Origin of the sequence: Paenibacillus sp. F411 (assembly GCF_017582705.1) — a bacterium.
GTDB lineage: Bacteria > Bacillota > Bacilli > Paenibacillales > Paenibacillaceae > Paenibacillus_AQ > Paenibacillus_AQ algicola.
This window is the reverse complement of the sequence record NZ_JAGFIP010000012.1, coordinates 102,821-119,945: the sequence shown is the minus strand read 5'-3', so window position 1 is coordinate 119,945 and position 17,125 is coordinate 102,821. Positions and strand designations below refer to the sequence as shown.

The following is a 17,125-nucleotide window of genomic DNA, read 5'->3' as shown; positions in this document are numbered from 1 at the left end:
GCAGCAGATGGAATAGCAGCTACTAGCACACAAGGGGCCGCTCTCCTGGATCTGAAGATCCGGGAAAGCGGCCCCTTGCGCCAGTGGAAGGCTTAGACTTAATGCGGCACGAACAGCAGCTGCAGCACGAATAATACAGCAAAAATATACAGCAGCGGATGAACCGCCTTCGCTTTGCCGCTCACAAGCTTCATTAGCGGATAGGAAATGAAGCCGAGCGCAATACCGGTCGCAATACTTGAGGTCAGCGGCATTGTCAGAATGACAATGAACGCAGGAAAAGCTTCATCGAATTCCTTCCAGTGAATACTGCTTACATTCCCCACCATCAGGCAGCCCACGATAATCAGGGAAGGGGCCGTGATCGCCGACAGACCGGACACCGCTCCGATTACCGGACCGAAGAATGCCGCAACTCCGAACAGCGCTGCCACCACGACAGCAGTCAGGCCGGTTCGTCCGCCAGCGCCTACTCCTGCGGCAGATTCAATGTAGGCCGTCGTCGGACTCGTACCTACCATGGAGCCGGCCACCGTGGCCACGGAATCTGCGAGCATAGCACGTTCTGCACGGGGCAGCTTGTTATCCTTCATCAGCCCGGCTTGCTGGGCTACACCGACAACCGTTCCGGTCGTATCAAACAGCGTTACCAGCAGGAACGAGAAGACCACAGCATACAGGCTGTGCGTGATCACATCCCCTGCCGCGGCGATCGGATTCCACACGAGCAGTCCTTCCGGAAGCGAAGGAACGGACAGGACACCGTCAAATTTCAGCATCCCGGCAAAATAGGCAATAACACCGGTCAGGATCATGCCGATGAACAGCGCCCCCTTCACGTTGCGGGCCAAGAGAATCAGTGTAATCGCGAGTCCGGTCAGCGCCAGGACAGCAGAAGGCTGATGAAGATCTCCGAGTGCCACCAGATTCTCCGGGTGGGCTGTAATTACGCCGCTCATCCGCAGGCCGATAAAAGCGATGAACAATCCGATGCCTGCCGTGATTGCATGCTTCAGATTGGGAGGAATAATGTGAATCAGGCGGCTGCGCAGGGGCGTCAACGACAAGAGCAGAAACAGAATGCCTGCAATAAACACTGCAGAGAACGCCTCACTGTACGTCAGGCTCCCGTGTCCCTGTACGACCGAATATGTAAAATAAGCGTTCAAGCCCATACCTGGTGCGACTGCAATCGGATATTTGGCGACCAGGCCCATCATCAGGGTTCCGATGATCGCCGAGATGACCGTGGCCGTGAAGCTCTGCTGAAATGGCACCCCCGCATCCGACAGGATGAGCGGATTCACCACCATAATATAAGCCATTGTAAAGAAGGTTGTTGCGCCAGCCACCACTTCGGTCTTGACCGAGGTGCCTTGGGCTTTTAAATCAAACACTGGATTGCCCCCGTTCTCTTGTTGTCATCATATCTGTAAAAAACACACCTAATCATTATAGGTGACATCCCTATTTTCGCCAAGACACAAATCCATGTATACTTCTCTATATATCGTATCCCGGAAAGGAGTGTCCATGCATGTGCGGTCGATTTACACTTACGGCATCATGGGAAGAGCTTCTGGATTACTATATGATCGGCGAGCAAACACAGCCAGCCTTTCATATTCCGCAGTACAATATTGCCCCGACCCAAATGGTGGCAGCCGTCATCCATGACGGACAACGGCGCCGGATCGGCCAGCTGCGCTGGGGATTGGTTCCTTCCTGGGCCAAGGACAGCTCCGGTGCAGCCCGGATGATCAATGCGCGAAGCGAGACTGTGGACGTCAAACCGGCTTACAAGCTTCCCTTTCAGAGAAAGCGATGCCTGATTCCTGCGGACAGCTTTTACGAGTGGAAGCAACAGGACAAGCAGAAACTGCCCTACCGGATTGGCAAAAAAGACCACTCGCTTTTCAGCATGGCCGGTCTGTATGACATCTGGACCGCTCCAGACGGCAGCAAGATCAGCTCCTGCACCGTGATCACGACCTCTCCCAATGCTCTGATGGAGTCCATTCATGACCGGATGCCTGTCATTCTTCAGCGTGAGCACGAGGAACGTTGGCTGGACCGCTCTGCTTCAGCCGAGGAGCTGAAGCTGCTGTGTACCCCTTACACCCATGAGGATCTGCAGGCCGTTCGTGTCAGCACAGCTGTGAATGCAGTACGCAACAATAGCCCGGCGTGCATTCAGCCTCTGGCGGAGGAATAACAAAGCTCTGGCATCCGCAAGGAAGCCAGAGCTTTGTTCAATGCCTGCCGTCTTTAAGCCTTCCCAAGACAAGCCTAGCGGAACATGCCCCACAGCTTAATCAAATGAAAGGTGTTCTTGGGGTCAATCCGCTGAGCCAGCACAAACTGTACAATCTGCTGCTCCTGAACTGACGTCAGATTCTCGCCGAGAATGGCCGAGCATTGACGGACAACCTGCTGAACCTTCGCACTGTTCTGCAAATCCTGCTTGGTCAGAGGGTTTACGATGCCCTTAACTCGTTCCTTGACGGGCGGGTTCTTCATCTTCTGCTTGACCCGTTCCACGAGCTGGGGATGAATACCGAATTGCTGGTAACTCACAGCTTGCACCTCCCGTATTTTCCCAATCAAGATGAGTATATGACAAGAGCTCGTCCATTGTGCGCACAACCTTAGTCGATCAGATCCCCTTGGAACACCTGCTCCTTCCGAAGATGCTCCCGAAGCAGTGAATACGAGGGGGATGTCCAGAAGGAAGCATCGCTGACCAGCGCAGCAGCATCCTCCCTGGCCTGTTCGACCACCTCATAGTCGGCTACCATATCGGCAAGCCGGAATTCCGGCAGGCCGCTCTGCTTCGTGCCGAAGAAATCGCCAGGACCCCGGAGGTCCAGATCCCGACGTGCGACCTCAAAGCCATCCTCCGTATCGGTCATGACCTCCATCCGCTCCCGTCCGACCTCACTTTTAGGGTCTGCTACCAGGATACAGAACGATGCATGAGCACCCCGGCCCACCCGGCCGCGGAGCTGATGCAGCTGAGACAATCCGAAACGATCCGCATCCATGATGACCATTAACGTCGCATTGGGCACGTCGACGCCCACCTCGACAACGGTAGTCGAGATGAGCAGCTGCAGATCATTGCTGTAGAAATCCCGCATGACCTCATCCTTTTCTCCCGCGGTCATTCTTCCGTGCAGCAGCCCTACCTTAAACTGGGGAAAAGCTTGCTGCATCTGCACATGCAGATCAATAGCATTCTGCACATCCAGCTTGTCGGATTCCTCAATCAGCGGACAGATCAGATATGCCTGACGCCCTTGGTCCACTTCCCGGCGAATAAATCCAAGCACCCGGTCCATCATGTCATGCTTGACCCAGTGCGTCGTAATCGGAATTCTGCCCTTGGGCCGCTCTGACAGCGTAGAGACATCCATATCCCCGAAGGCAGTAATAGCCATCGTGCGCGGAATCGGCGTCGCGGTCATCGTGAGTACATCCGGATTGTAGCCTTTGCGGCGCAGCACACTTCTCTGATTAACCCCGAAGCGATGCTGCTCGTCAGTAACGACCAGGCCCAGCTGCCGGAAGAATACCTCCTCCTGAATCAGCGCATGGGTGCCGACAACAATATCTGTAAGTCCCATCTGAAGGGATGCCAGTACATCCTTCCGCTTCTTGCCGGTCACACTGCCGGTTAACAGAGCCACCGTCACACCAAACGGCTGGAACATACGCTGAAGCGAGCGCATATGCTGCTCTGCCAATATTTCAGTCGGCACCATCAGTGCCCCCTGATTGCCGGAACGCACCGTGGTATAGAGAGCAATCGCCGCGACAACGGTTTTGCCAGAGCCGACATCCCCTTGCAGCAGACGATTCATGCAATAAGGTGATCGCATATCATGCAGAATTTCAAGCTCAACCTTCTTCTGCGCATCTGTCAATTCAAACGGCAGACTGCGAACGAATTCGCGAATCGTAGTATTATCGGCTGTGTGTACGACGCCATCCATTTTGCCATGATTGAGGGCACGGTAGGCCTGCATCTTCAGCTGAAACAAAAACAGCTCCTCATAGACCATTCGGCGCCGGGCCTGCTGCCCTTCGCCCGTATCCGAGGGCTGATGAATCCCGGCGATTGCCTGCTTGCGCGGCATCAGGCGGTATTTCTGAATCAGATGAGGCGGCAGGATTTCCGGGATCATCTCCCCGTACTGCTGCAGCGCTTGATTCATCGTTTTGCGGATCCAGGCTTGCGTAATTTTGCCGCCGATAGAATACACGGGCTGCAGCGTACCGCTGCGGCTGATGCCTTTGTCCGGGAAATCCGATTCCGACACCGTCAGCTGAAGCCGCCGCTGATCCCACTTGCCGGTCAATACAATTTCACGGCCTGCGGTCAGCTGCTCCTTCAGAAAATGCCGGTTAAACCACGTTGCGCTGAACATCCAGTTCTCTGCCAGCATTTTGCAGGTGAGACGCGATTTGCCGCCATACCTTTGAAGAACAGGAGCACCGGCAATTTTCGCCTGTATCGTTACCCGCTCTCCATCCTTGACCTCGCTCAGTGAACGAAGCCGGTAATCCTCATACCGGAATGGATAATATTCCAGCAATTCTTTGACCGTAGAGACGCCAAAGGCGTGAAGCTCCCCTTCCTTCAGGGCGCTCACGCCGTTGATCTTTCTCACGGATATTTGGTCCAGATCGAGACTCATCCTTTTCCCCCAATCAAGCCGGCCAGATATACGCGGCGATGGTTCCGGGACCGACATGCGTGCCGACAACCGCTCCAATATCAGAGAACAACGTCTCCTCAATCGTGAACACAGACGAGAGCTGCTCCAGAAAGTCCTGAACCGAAGCAGGATCTGCCGTGGTCCCCACCGCTACCTTAATCTTTGTAACACCGGATAAATCCTGCTGAAACAGCTGGATCATCCGCGCCGTTGCTTTTTTGCGTCCTCTTACCTTGTCAACAGAGTAAATAACACCCTCCGCATCAATAGATAGAATCGGCTTGATATTCAGCAAGGTCCCTACCACTGCCGAGGCTTTGCCGATCCGGCCGCCTTTTTGCAAATATTCCAGTGTATCCACCAGGAAGTACAATGCCCGCTTGCTCCGCAGCTCCTCCGTGGAAGCTACAATCTCCTCCAGAGACTTTCCTTCCGCGGCCAGCTTCGCGGCATGCACAACGAACATACCAAAGCCGTATGAAGCAGATTTCGAATCCCATACCTGAACTCGTTCCTCATGATCGCCTTCCATGAGATCTGTGGCAAGGCGGGCAGCCTGATAGGTACCGCTAAGCGCCGAGGACAGATGCATGGACAGGATATAGCAGCCAGGGTGCTGCTCAAAAATACGCTCATACGCCGCTACAAAATCCGCCGGTGACGGCTGTGACGTTGTCGGCAGCTGCGGGGATTCTACCAACCTCTTGTAGAACTGGGATGCCGTAATTTCTGTTCCGTCCAAATATGATTCATTTCCAAACAATACCCTCAGCGGAACGACGACAATGCCATGCTGCTCAATCAGTGCTGCGGGTATATCCGAGGTGCTGTCCGTGACAATCACGGTTCTACTCATGTAAAACCCCTCCCGAAAATGATCCTCTGCTCTAGAACCGTAACGAAACCGTTACGCTTCCACAGAGAACAAATATGCATAAATGGGCTGTCCACCGTAGTGGATCTCAACCTCAGCATCCGGATACTCCTCTTCGAGCCAGCGGGCAATGCCTTCAGTAATCTCCTCTGTTGCGTCCTCACCAGTCAGCAGGGTAATGATCTCGTCTCCGGATTGAAGCATCTTGCCAAGCAGCTGCTGACAGGCCGTCTTCAGGTCTGCAGCGGCAGCAACAATCTTGGAGTTCTGGATGCCGATATATTCACCAGCCTTGATCTCCAGCTCGTCAATCGTTGTATCCCGCACCGCATAAGTAACTTGTCCGGATTGGACGCGCGATACCGCCTCCAGCATGCTCTCCGTATTACTTTCGGTGCTCTCTTCTTCCTGGAATTCAAAAGCAGCCGCAATCCCCTGCGGAATCGTCTTGCTCGGAATGACAGTGACGCTGCGCTCACCCTCCAGCAGCTCCCGTGCCTGCTGGGCAGCCAGCACAATGTTAGAATTGTTCGGCAGAATAAAGATATGCTGTGCCGAAATGGTGGCAATGGCATTGACGAAATCCTCTGTGCTCGGATTCATCGTCTGTCCGCCGGACAGCACGACATCCACACCAAGGCTCTTGAAAATGCTCGATATTCCTTCGCCTGAGGATACGGCGATAAATCCGAAAGGCGCAAGCTCGTCTGCCGGCGGGGCTGCCGGATCCTCTGGTGATTTCTTCTCGGCCGGAATATCCGCGAACAGCTCTGGCATCGGCGCAATATCCATGCCTGTAGTCAAGAGATCGCGGTGCTGCTCCCGCATATTCAGAATATGAATCTGTGTGATTTCTCCGTAACGCAGCGCAAGGTTCAGCACCTCACCGGGCGCTTTGGAGTGCACATGCACTTTAATCGTCTCGTCATCTGCAATGACAATAATCGAATCTCCGTTGACGGCCAGTGACTGCCGGAATTGGTCCTCATGGAATTCTGCAGCCGGAGCTCCGCCGAGCTGACGGTTAATGAAAAATTCCATATCGTACAGAAACTCAATGTCTTCGGTTGAAATTTTGGACTGCGCTGACGAAGGGGCAGGCGCAGGAGTTACAGCTGGCTGTGACGTCAGCGCCGGGCTGGCTGAAATTTTGGGCATAACCGGCTCTGAGCCTGGTGTCTTCGCCTCCGCCGACGCCCCTTCATTCAAGGCCTTCAAGAAGCCCTCGTAGATGTACACGAGGCCCTGACCGCCAGAGTCCACAACGCCAACCTGCTTCAATACGGGCAGCAGCTCCGGTGTCTGGGCGAGCGCTTCCTTCGCCTTGGCAAGCACCTGCTCCATCACCTCAATAATATCACTGCTGCGGCGTGAGAAATAAACGGCATGCTTGGCCGCTTCCTTCGCCACGGTGAGAATCGTGCCCTCTACCGGCTTGACAACAGCCTTGTAAGCAGCCTCTACACCGGTTTGCAGCGCAGCTGCAAACTGGGTGCTGTTCAGCTCATCAAACGGGGCGGCATAGCGGCTGAAGCCGCGGAACAGCTGGGACAGGATCACCCCGGAGTTGCCGCGTGCACCCATGAGCAGGCCCTTGGAAAGGACGCCTGCACTCTGACCGATCGACGCCGAATATTTCTGCTTCAGCTCATTGACGCCGGCCGTCATCGTTAAGTTCATATTGGTTCCCGTATCACCGTCTGGCACCGGAAACACGTTCAGGGCGTTAACATGCTCCGCATGCAGCTGGAGCTGCTCCGCTCCGGCGAGCACCATCGCGGTAAATTCTGTTCCATTCAAAGAACGCTTGCTCAATGAGAATTCCCCTTCCTGGCATCATACAAAAAACGCTTCAATTGTAAGTGTAATTTCATTATTATTTCGTGAGCGCCCTCTTCGCGCTGCCTGTGCTCCAGCCTTTGTCAGAGACAACGCTGTCAGAAAACTCCAAAGGCAGCAAGCCGCCAGACAAACGCTGGCGGTTAAGGCTCATATCCATGCATAACCCTGCATGTAAAATCAATCCATAAGATACCATTCCAAACTATTATGGACTAAACAACATTGTACTATAAGAGCCATGATAAATAAATGTTTTTAGGATAGTTGACGCCGCATTTTTTACTGTGATATTATATTTAAGTATTGTTTTATACAGGGTTATGAAACAAGGAGGTGTAATCTATGTCTCGCAAATGCTATGTAACTGGTAAGAAACCAAGCAGCGGCAACCACGTTTCTCACGCCAACAACCACAACAAACGTTCTTGGGGTGTCAACGTTCAGAAGGTTCGTATTCTCGTAGACGGCAAGCCAAAACGCGTATACGTGAGCACTCGTGCTCTGAAATCCGGTAAAGTAACTCGCGTATAATTGTTTAAGGAAAACTTCTTTCACCTTTCGCTTGCAGATGCTGTGACGGGGCAAGGAAGTTTTTCTTGCGTTGTACATACAATTTCATCCGTAATCAAAAAGCACCCTTTCATGCAGCAGGTGCTTTTTTTGTGTCTGTATAATGATCTGACTCGGTCGTAACACGGGCCAGGCAGCCAAGGTCATACTTGGCCATCCGCTTCATTGCTATCCATGCTGCTTCCCCCGTGCTGCCGTCCCGTGCGGAGGTATGTCTCGCCGATCCAAGCTGTCAGCCCTTATGAAATGTGTTTAATATGGCCTTTACGAAACCTCCCAAAAACTTCGGCAGCTTGAACGTGTAGAATTTCATGTCTCACCCTCCCCATGATTCTCATATCCCATTGTTATGTTATGCTCCGCCGATGCGGATGTGAACCACAACAAAAAAGGCTACATGAGAACCCAGCTCATGTAACCATATTTATGCGGCCATCCAGTGACCTATGCATTTTCAGTTCAAAGTCAGGCCTGATCAGCCTTGTACACTTTCCCGAATTCTGCGAATAGCAGCAGCCCGGTCGCTGGCTCCATATACGGCACTGCCAGCTACCAGCACATCAGCGCCGGCAGAGGTCACAAGCGGCGCCGTTTCCGCTGTAATTCCGCCATCTACTTCAATGTGGATGGAAGGATTCGGCCCTTGGGAGATCCAGCTGCGCAGCTGCTCTATTTTGCGAACGGTTTGATGGATGAACTGCTGACCTCCAAACCCAGGATTCACGGTCATGACCAGCACCAGATCGAGATCGGCCAGCACCTCCTGTATTGCTGCAGCCGGTGTCCCGGGATTGATGGCAACCCCTGCCTTCACACCATGCTCTTTAATCAGGTGGACGACCCGGTGCAGATGAGGACACGCTTCGGCGTGAACTGTAATGTAATCAGCTCCTGCCTTGGCGAAGTCCGCAATATAATTCTCGGGACGCTCAATCATAAGATGTACGTCCAGCGGCAGCTTAGTGTGGGGCCGTATGGCCTGCACAATCGGTGCGCCCAGTGTCAAATTGGGCACAAAATGCCCGTCCATGACATCGACATGGATCCAGTCCGCTCCGGCAGCGCCGACCTCTGCAATTTCCTCACCCAGCTTCGCAAAATCCGCAGACAAAATGGATGGTGCTATAATCATTGGCTAATACCTCCGCTTCTTGTCTTTCATCTCTTCCAGAAACTCCAGGTAGTGACGGTACCGGCTATCTGCAATGTCACCGCTCTCCTTGGCGACAAGCACCCGGCAGCCCGGCTCATGCGTATGGCTGCAGCCCCGGAACTTGCATTGTGACGCATAAGAAGCAAATTCCCGGAAGCACACGGACAGCTCTTCGACGCCCAGCTCCAGAAAGTCCAGCTGGCTGAAGCCCGGAGTGTCGGCAACAAAACCGCCGTTGTCCAGCTCTATCAGCTCCACATGCCGGGTGGTGTGCCGTCCTCTGCCCAGGCGCATACTGATTTCGCTCGTCTCAAGCGTTAATCCCGGCTTGATGGCATTCAGCAGTGAGGATTTCCCGACACCGGACTGACCGGAGAATACACTGATCTCTCCCGCCAGCCGCTCCTTGACCTTCTCCGTGCCGATGCCTTCTATGGAGCTGGTAATAAACACCTCATAGCCGACTGATTCATAAAGCTCCTGAACTCTGGCTGCCGTTGCATCTCCCTGACCCGCCAAGTCCTGCTTTGTGATCAGAATGATGGCATCCAGTCCCGCATGCTCAATATGTACAAGGAACTTGTCCAGAAGCAGCAGATTCATATCCGGCTCCTTGACGGAGAACAGCAGAACGGCAAGGCCTGCATTGGCTACCGGAGGACGGATTAATTGGGAAGACCGTGGAAGAATTTCATCCACGGTCCCCTCTCCATTCTCCGTGAGTGAGTACATGACACGATCCCCGACAAGGGGGGATTCGCCTCTCTTTTTGAAGATGCCGCGGGCTCGGCATTGAATCGCCGTCTCCTCACCGGACACCTTGCCGTCTCGAAGGGGCTTGACATAATAGTACCCGCTAAGCGCCTTGACAATCAGGCCTTCCTGCATGCACACGCCTCACTTTCTGGATAAAATGGTGAAATGGTCTCTTTTAATCGTCATCTTCATCTTCATCTTCATCTTTGGGATCTTTTTTCTTATCTTCGTTCTTATCTTTATCTTTACCCTTGGCTTCACCCGGCGTTTCTGTATTGCCGTTTCCTTCGGCACCTGTACCGCCGGTACCTTCAGCACTTCCATCGCCGTTCTCGGGCTCTGTAACGGCCGGAACCTCCGGCACGATCGGCAGCGGCGGCTCCACCTCAGGCTCAGGAACCGTGCCGTTCTTGGCGTCATTATAGGCTACGACATACGTATCCAGCGAGCGTCCGTCCCGGTAAATGGTTACCGTCCCATCCTTGCCGGGAGCAAGCACCAGCTCCACCGGAATAATCTCAGTCGCATTGACATCCCGCTCGATCGCTTCCGCACTATCTCCCCGGGCGTCTGAATATACGATCCGGATGCGGCTGGATTCTCCTAAAGCTGACGGCGCAACCGGCACCTTGAAGGTATAGTTCAGCGCATCGGAAGGATACCCAGAACTAACGACAATATTCTGCTCTGTACCCGGTGTAGCCATCGCCCCGGCATCCCAAGGCCATTGAGACAGCACCGTTCCGCGTTCTGCCGTAAAGCTTGGCTCATCCTTTACGGTGCCCACCTTGAGCCCGAGCCGCTTGATCTCGTTCTCCGCTTCACTGCGGGTCATCGTCGTCAGATCCGTCATTTCCACTTCCGCTTTCCCCTTGCTGACAACAAGCATCACATTGGCTTCATCCGGATCAAATTCAACACCACTATCCGGTGACTGGGAAAGGATCTCACCTGCCGCTGCGCTGTCACTGTTCTCTTCGCGGACAGTGATTGCGTCCTTATCCACCTTCTGCTCTGCCAACAGCTCCATCGCTTCATCCAGCGTTCTTCCAGACAGGCTAGGCATCACACTAAGCGGCTTCTCTTCACCTACCGTGAGCTGGACGCTTGCGCCTTCCTTCACCACTGTACCTTCTGCCCGGCTCTGCTTCAACACGATTCCGGCTTCTACACCTTCTTTATACTCCCGAAGCACTTCCGGATTTACGACAAGACCCGCCTCTTCCAGCGTCCGGACCGCCTCCGCCTCCGCCATCGTAATTACACCCGGAACGGTCACATCCTTGACCTCCAGCATTTGATTCACAAAGAGGACGAGCCCTGCAATAATAGCCAGGAACAAAAGACTTAATCCCACGATCAGGGCAGGCTTCTTCTTGCTCTGCTTGCCACTCTTACGCTCACTGACCATTTCCTTGCGCACTCCGTCATCCTCCACATCCCCTGACGATGCATTAGGCGCCGGGGGGCCGGTGTAATTCTCCGGTCCGGGATAAGCCTCGGTTGCCCCTGCCGGCTGCATGCTCTTCAGAGCAGGCATTACAATCGTCTGATCAGCATCATCATGAAATTGAATCTTTGGTTCATTGCGTCTTGCTGGAAGCAGGCATGTTTCCAGATCCTGCAGCATCTCTTCCGCAGACTGATAACGCTCCTGAGGGTTTTTTCGCATGGACTTGAGGATGACATTCTCCACGCTTTGCGGGATTAAAGCATTAACCTCTTTGGGCTCCTCAAATTCCTCTTGCAGATGCTTCAGCGCCACGCTGATCGGACTCTCACCCAGAAACGGAAGACGGCCGGTCAGCATTTGGTATAAAACGATGCCCAGAGAGTACAAATCCGACTTCTCTCCTGTCGCAACCCCTTTCGCGTGCTCGGGCGAGAAGTAATGCACCGAGCCGACTACCGAGCCGGTCTGCGTGATCGTCGTAGAGGTTACAGCCCGGGCAATCCCGAAATCCGTTACCTTCACCCGGCCGTTGCGGCCGATCAATATATTATGGGGCTTGATATCCCGATGAATGATCTGGTTCTGGTGCGCATGCTCTAGTGCATCGCAGATCTGCGACGCAATGCGTACAGCCTCGTCCACTTGAAGCGGAGCCCGCTCTTTAATAATCTCATTTAAATTATTGCCGTCGATACATTCCATTACGATGTAATGCACATCGTCCTCTTGGCCCACATCATAAATGCTTACCACATTTGGATGTGACAATGACGCCGCAGACTGGGCCTCCCGCCGAAAACGGCGGATAAACTCCTCATCATGCACAAACTGCTGGCGCAGCACCTTGATCGCTACATGACGATTAAGCAGGATATCCTGGGCTTTGTAGACCAAAGCCATGCCACCCCCGCCAATCCGCTCAATCACCTTGTAACGACCAGCCAATTCATGTCCGATCATGAATTCCACCCCTTTGTTCGTTGCCGGCCGCTTCCTCCTGATGCTGAAGCAAAGCGACTGTAATATTGTCGTCGCCTCCGGCCAGAAGAGCCAGCTGAAGCAAACGGTCCGCCTTATCCTCCAAAGGAAGCTCCGCCGAGCCGATGACCTGGGCCATTCGCTCCCGGTTCACGAGATTACTCAGCCCGTCACTGCACAAAAGCAGCACGTCGCCGGCACCCAGCTCTACCGACCGCAGCTCCACCTCGACCTCGGAGTCGGTACCCAGCGCCCGAATGAGGACATTTTTGCGCGGATGCGAAGCCAGCTCTTCTTCAGTAATTTGACCATTCTTAAACAATTCATTGACCAGCGTATGATCCTCCGTCAGCAGGCTGACCTGATTGCCGGAGATCTTGTACGCCCTGCTGTCTCCGATGTGACCAATATAGCCCCGATGCTCCCGAAGAAGAACGGCCACGATGGTGGTTCCCATATTGTGCAGCCGTTCATTGCCGGAAGCTTCGCGGTAAATCACCTCATTGGCATGGAGTATAGCTTGTGTCAGCACTGCGCCTAATGCCTCTCCATCCAAATCAGCTGCCAGCTTCTTAAAATCCTCCGCCACGGTCTGTACCGCAAGCCTGCTGGCAGTGTCTCCTGCAAGGTGTCCCCCCATACCGTCGGCAACAATGCCGAGTGTATAGCCATGTCCGAGCTGCAGCACGAGGACCGAATCCTCATTGATCTGGCGCACCCGTCCGACATGACTCACATGAACCGTATTGATCAAATTTCGCTCACCCCAACTCCATATGCTTGGCTCGAAGCTGCCCGCAGGCCGCCGCAATATCATGGCCTTGCTCACGGCGAATTGTCACATTAACACCCTTGTCTGCCAGCGCCCGCTGAAATTTAAAAATATCATTCCGCGAGGTTCGCACATACTTGCGCTCCGGCACGTGATTGACAGGGATCAGATTGACGTGGCAGTTCATGTCCTTAATGACATCCGCCAGCTCCTCCGCGTGCTCAACCTGGTCATTCATGCCGCCAATCAGCGCATACTCGAACGTAATCCGGCGGCCTGTCTTGGCTTGATAATAACGCAGTGATTCAATGACATCCTCGAACGGGAAGCGCCGATTAACCGGCATCAGCTTGGAGCGGAGCTTGTCGTTAGGCGCATGGATCGAAATCGCCAGGTTGATCTGCGTGTTCTCCTCTGCAAACTGATAAATATTCGGAACAATACCGCTCGTAGACACCGTAATATGGCGCTGTCCGATATTCAGTCCCTTCTCGTGGATCATCGTGCGCAGAAATTTCATGGTTGCATCGTAGTTCTCAAACGGCTCGCCGGAGCCCATGATGACGATGCTGCTCACCCGTTCCCCTTTAGGATCAAGCATCTTCTGGGCCTGAACCACCTGGGCCACGATCTCGCCGGCAGTCAGGTTCCGCTTCAGTCCGCCCAGCGTAGAGGCGCAGAAGGTGCAACCGATCCGGCAGCCTACCTGGGTCGTCACACAGATGCTGTTGCCGTAATTATGCTTCATAATTACAGTCTCAATAGCATGATCATCATGCAATCCGAACAGGAATTTAATCGTTCCGTCCTTCGATTCAAAGCGCGTAATCTCATTCAAGGTTACAAAGCTGAACTGCTCGGTCAGCTTGCGGCGCAGCTCCTTGGACAAATTGCTCATCTCATCAAAGGAATTGACCCGCTTCACATACAGCCACTCATAAATCTGGCCTCCGCGAAAAGCCGCCTCTCCATTCTCTACAGCCCACTGCTGCAGCTCCTCTAACGATAAATCATATATAAAAGGGTTCATTTCACCACACCTGTCTATTTCATTTATACTCAGTTCTTTATTCATTCTTACTATTTTACCATAAATAAAACAGCCCGTAAAAGAGAAAACCCGCCAGAAGCGGCGGGCCGAAACCAGAATTCCCTATAAAAAGAGGCGTTAGCGCACTCTTCTCAGCCTTGCAATATAGAAGCCGTCACTGTGAAAATGCTGCGGCAGAATCTGAACGCCGCCGCCTCGGGAAAGAGCCTGCTCCCGAACCCGTTCCTGAAAGCCGTCGGGATCCTTCTCTACCTCAAACTCCGGACGGGAGGCCAGAAAGCCTTCCACGACGCCTTCATTCTCCCGCTCCTCCATCGTACAGGTGCTGTAAACCAGCAGCCCGCCGGGCTTGACCAGCTTCGCCGCCGCCTGGATCAGCTCCTGCTGAAGCTCGGCAATCGCGCCTACGTCCTCAGCCGTCTTGGTCCACTTCAAATCCGGCTTGCGCCGAATGACACCCAGACCCGAGCAGGGAGCATCCAGCAGCACACGATCAAATGCAGCCTCTTCATGAGCCTTTGGCAGATCCAGTGCATTCCCGGTCACCGGAACAATACTCGCCAGACCCAGACGCTCCGCCTGGGCTGCGATCAGCTTCTGCTTATGGGCATGGAGGTCATTCGCAAGGATCTCCCCCTGATCCTTCATCAGCTCGCCCATATGGGTGGTTTTGCCTCCCGGAGCTGCACAGCAGTCCAGAACCGTCATCCCCGGCTGGGGCTCTACCATCTCCGCGACGAGCATTGAGCTTTCGTCTTGAATAGAGATCATGCCCTCCCGGTACCACTCCGTAAAGGCCATATTGCCGCCGCTGCGGACGATAATGCCGTAAGGGCTGAGACTCGACGGAACAGCGTCCAGGCCCGCAGCCTCCATCTCTGCCAGCAGCTGCTCCCGGCTCACCATGGTTGTATTCACTCTGACGCTGACGGAAGGCGGCTCGTTATTCACGCGGCAGATCGACTCCGCGGCTGCCTCTCCGTACTGCTCTATCCAGCGCTCAACCAGCCACAGCGGGTGGGAGTGCTGCAGGGAAATGCGCTGTGCAAAGGGCAACTGCTCTGGCACAACCAGCTCTTCTTTTTGCCGGAGCACACTACGCAGCACCCCGTTCACCATCCCGGAGATGCCCTGGTGTCCCCGCTTCTTGCTAATGTTCACCGCTTCGCTGACAACAGCATGCTCTGGAATCCGATCCAGATACATGATCTGATACAGACTAAGACGCAGCAGGCTGCGCACCCAGGGCTGCAGCTTGGCCGTCCCCTTCTTGACGAAGCGGTCCAGGAAATAATCCAGCGTGTTCAGGCGTGAGATCGTTCCATACACCAGCTCTGTCGCGAGACCGGCATCTCCTTTATCCAGGGAGGACTGCGTTAAGGCGCTGTTCAGCAGCAGATTACTGTACGCCTGCTCCTGCTCCACCTGGGTTAGGACATTCATCGCCAGCTCTCTTGCGCTGGTCTTTCTGCTATGCCGGGTCACCGCAGCACCGTGCCTGGCACAAGGCTTGTCCCACGGATGAACTGGGCTGCCTCCATTGCTTTTTTGCCGCTCGGCTGAACGGTTTCCAGACTAAGCACACCCCTGCCTGTCTGAACCTGGATGCCGCGGTCGTCAAGCTTCAGCACTGTGCCGGGCTCTACATCCCCAGCTCTGCCTTCTTCCGCTTCAACGCGGGCACTCCAGACCTTGAATACCGCTTCATCCCATAAAGTAAAAGCGCCCGAAAAGGGAACCAGACCCCGAATTTGATTAAAAATATCAAGCGCTGACCGGCTCCAGTCAATCTTCTCGTCCTCGCGCTTCAGATTAGGAGCATAGGTCGCGTCTTCTTCGTTCTGCGGCTCTGCCTGAACCTTTCCGGCCGAAAGCGACGGAAGCTGTTCCTTCAACAGCTCTGCGCCAGCCTGGCTCAGCTTCTCAAACAGGGTGCCAGCGGTATCCTGCTCCAGTATTTGAACCTCTCTCTTGGCGATCATATCCCCGGTGTCCAGTCCTTCGGCCATGTACATCAGCGTAATGCCCGTCACCGTCTCCCCGTTGATAATACAGCGCTGAATCGGCGCCCCGCCCCGGTATTTCGGCAGCAAAGAGCCGTGCACGTTCAGACAGCCCAGACGCGGCAGCTCCAGCACCTCCTTGGGCAGGATCTGTCCATAGGCAGCTGTTATAATCATGTCCGGCTCGTACCGGGCTAATTCAGCTACGGCCTCCGGACTGCGCAGGCGCTGCGGCTGGAGCACGGGAATTCCGTGCGCCAGCGCCGCCTCCTTTACAGGGGTGGGCGTCAGCACCTTTTTCCTCCCCTGAGGTCGATCCGGCTGGGTGACGACCGCCACTACGGAATAGCCTTCCGCCAGCAGCATATTCAGGCTCGGAACAGCAAAGGCCGGGGTACCCATAAAAACAATCTTCATCGATTCTCCAGCTCCCTCCGGGGAGGCTGATTGGGATCGAATTCATAAACGCGCTCGGCAATATCCGTAAAGAGGACGCCATTCAAATGATCGATCTCATGCTGGAAAGCGCGGGAAAGCAAACCTGTTGCTGTCACGATCAGCTCCTTGCCTTCGCGGTCTAGTCCCTTAACCTTTACCTGCTCCGCCCGGCGAACATCTCCGTTCCAGCCGGGGATGCTGAGACAGCCTTCAGGTCCGAGCTGTTCTCCGTCACGCTCCAGAATTTCGGGATTGATCATCTTGATCAGCCCGTGCTCGTCACCGGCATCAACCACGATCAGCCGCTTCAAAATACCTACCTGCGGAGCAGCCAGGCCGACCCCGTCGGCATCATACATCGTATCTGCCATATCGTCCAGCAGCTTCTGAACGTTCGGGGTAATTTTGGTCACCTCTTTGGCGACCTTGTGCAGCACTTCATCCGGTTCTTTAACAATAATGCGAATGGCCATAACGACACCTTCCTCATGCTTTCTATAATTGTTGAATTCTT

General features: G+C 54.2%; 16 protein-coding genes. 2 read left to right on the top strand and 14 right to left on the bottom strand.

What is annotated here, in order from left to right:
- Positions 1-98: 98 nt before the first annotated feature.
- Entirely contained in the window at positions 99-1,397 is a 1,299-nt protein-coding gene (locus JJQ72_RS13490; protein ID WP_138225422.1) for an NCS2 family permease, read from the bottom strand.
- A 140-nt stretch (positions 1,398-1,537) separates the two neighbouring features.
- Here JJQ72_RS13490 and JJQ72_RS13485 point away from each other — a divergent pair, with 140 nt between their 5' ends.
- Positions 1,538-2,215 carry an SOS response-associated peptidase gene (locus JJQ72_RS13485; protein ID WP_208203999.1) on the top strand — a complete coding sequence of 226 codons (678 nt, stop codon included), beginning with the start codon at positions 1,538-1,540 and terminating at the stop codon, positions 2,213-2,215.
- 74 nt (positions 2,216-2,289) lie between these two features.
- Here JJQ72_RS13485 and JJQ72_RS13480 read toward each other — a convergent pair whose 3' ends face one another.
- The 4 genes from JJQ72_RS13480 to JJQ72_RS13465 all read right to left on the bottom strand — a co-directional run bounded on the left by JJQ72_RS13480 (position 2,290) and on the right by JJQ72_RS13465 (position 7,410).
- A complete protein-coding gene (locus tag JJQ72_RS13480) occupies positions 2,290-2,577 on the bottom strand; it encodes a stage VI sporulation protein F (RefSeq protein ID WP_138225420.1) in 288 nt (95 codons plus the stop codon).
- 71 nt (positions 2,578-2,648) lie between these two features.
- Positions 2,649-4,700: an ATP-dependent DNA helicase RecG gene (gene recG, locus JJQ72_RS13475; RefSeq protein WP_208203998.1), complete on the bottom strand. Its 2,052-nt coding sequence runs from the start codon at positions 4,698-4,700 to the stop codon at positions 2,649-2,651.
- 13 nt (positions 4,701-4,713) lie between these two features.
- Positions 4,714-5,577, bottom strand: a complete 864-nt coding sequence (locus tag JJQ72_RS13470; protein WP_208203997.1) for a DegV family protein — start codon at positions 5,575-5,577, stop codon at positions 4,714-4,716.
- Between the two features lie 51 nt (positions 5,578-5,628).
- Entirely contained in the window at positions 5,629-7,410 is a 1,782-nt protein-coding gene (locus JJQ72_RS13465) for a DAK2 domain-containing protein (protein WP_208203996.1), read from the bottom strand.
- Between the two features lie 369 nt (positions 7,411-7,779).
- On the opposite strand from JJQ72_RS13465, the gene rpmB reads away from it, so the two are divergent.
- The gene (gene rpmB, locus JJQ72_RS13460) at positions 7,780-7,968 is read left to right on the top strand and encodes a 50S ribosomal protein L28 (RefSeq protein ID WP_046680294.1); all 189 of its coding nucleotides are present in this window, start codon (positions 7,780-7,782) and stop codon (positions 7,966-7,968) included.
- 271 nt (positions 7,969-8,239) lie between these two features.
- On the opposite strand, the gene spoVM is transcribed toward rpmB, so the two are convergent.
- The 9 genes from spoVM to def all read right to left on the bottom strand — a co-directional run bounded on the left by spoVM (position 8,240) and on the right by def (position 17,084).
- Positions 8,240-8,320 carry a stage V sporulation protein SpoVM gene (gene spoVM, locus JJQ72_RS13455; RefSeq protein WP_095263314.1) on the bottom strand — a complete coding sequence of 27 codons (81 nt, stop codon included), beginning with the start codon at positions 8,318-8,320 and terminating at the stop codon, positions 8,240-8,242.
- A 162-nt stretch (positions 8,321-8,482) separates the two neighbouring features.
- Complete coding sequence (gene rpe, locus JJQ72_RS13450) at positions 8,483-9,139, bottom strand: ribulose-phosphate 3-epimerase (RefSeq protein WP_208203995.1); 657 nt, start codon at positions 9,137-9,139, stop codon at positions 8,483-8,485.
- Between the two features lie 3 nt (positions 9,140-9,142).
- The gene (gene rsgA, locus JJQ72_RS13445; RefSeq protein ID WP_138225415.1) at positions 9,143-10,048 is read right to left on the bottom strand and encodes a ribosome small subunit-dependent GTPase A; all 906 of its coding nucleotides are present in this window, start codon (positions 10,046-10,048) and stop codon (positions 9,143-9,145) included.
- Positions 10,049-10,091: 43 nt separating this feature from the next.
- Positions 10,092-12,329, bottom strand: coding sequence for a Stk1 family PASTA domain-containing Ser/Thr kinase (gene pknB / locus JJQ72_RS13440; protein WP_208203994.1), 2,238 nt, complete (start codon positions 12,327-12,329; stop codon positions 10,092-10,094).
- Positions 12,316-13,101 carry a Stp1/IreP family PP2C-type Ser/Thr phosphatase gene (locus JJQ72_RS13435; protein ID WP_138225413.1) on the bottom strand — a complete coding sequence of 262 codons (786 nt, stop codon included), beginning with the start codon at positions 13,099-13,101 and terminating at the stop codon, positions 12,316-12,318. Before JJQ72_RS13435 ends, pknB begins: the two co-directional genes overlap by 14 nt.
- 7 nt (positions 13,102-13,108) lie before the next feature.
- Positions 13,109-14,149 (bottom strand): dual-specificity RNA methyltransferase RlmN, encoded by a 1,041-nt coding sequence (gene rlmN, locus JJQ72_RS13430; RefSeq protein ID WP_138225412.1) that lies wholly within the window; start codon positions 14,147-14,149, stop codon positions 13,109-13,111.
- Positions 14,150-14,287: 138 nt separating this feature from the next.
- On the bottom strand, positions 14,288-15,613 hold the full coding sequence (rsmB, locus tag JJQ72_RS13425; protein ID WP_243896083.1) for a 16S rRNA (cytosine(967)-C(5))-methyltransferase RsmB: 1,326 nt from the start codon (positions 15,611-15,613) through the stop codon (positions 14,288-14,290).
- Positions 15,614-15,651: 38 nt separating this feature from the next.
- Entirely contained in the window at positions 15,652-16,590 is a 939-nt protein-coding gene (gene fmt / locus JJQ72_RS13420) for a methionyl-tRNA formyltransferase (protein WP_138225410.1), read from the bottom strand.
- Complete coding sequence (gene def, locus JJQ72_RS13415) at positions 16,587-17,084, bottom strand: peptide deformylase (protein ID WP_138225409.1); 498 nt, start codon at positions 17,082-17,084, stop codon at positions 16,587-16,589. The genes fmt and def overlap by 4 nt, the downstream gene beginning before the upstream one ends.
- Positions 17,085-17,125 lie beyond the last annotated feature (41 nt).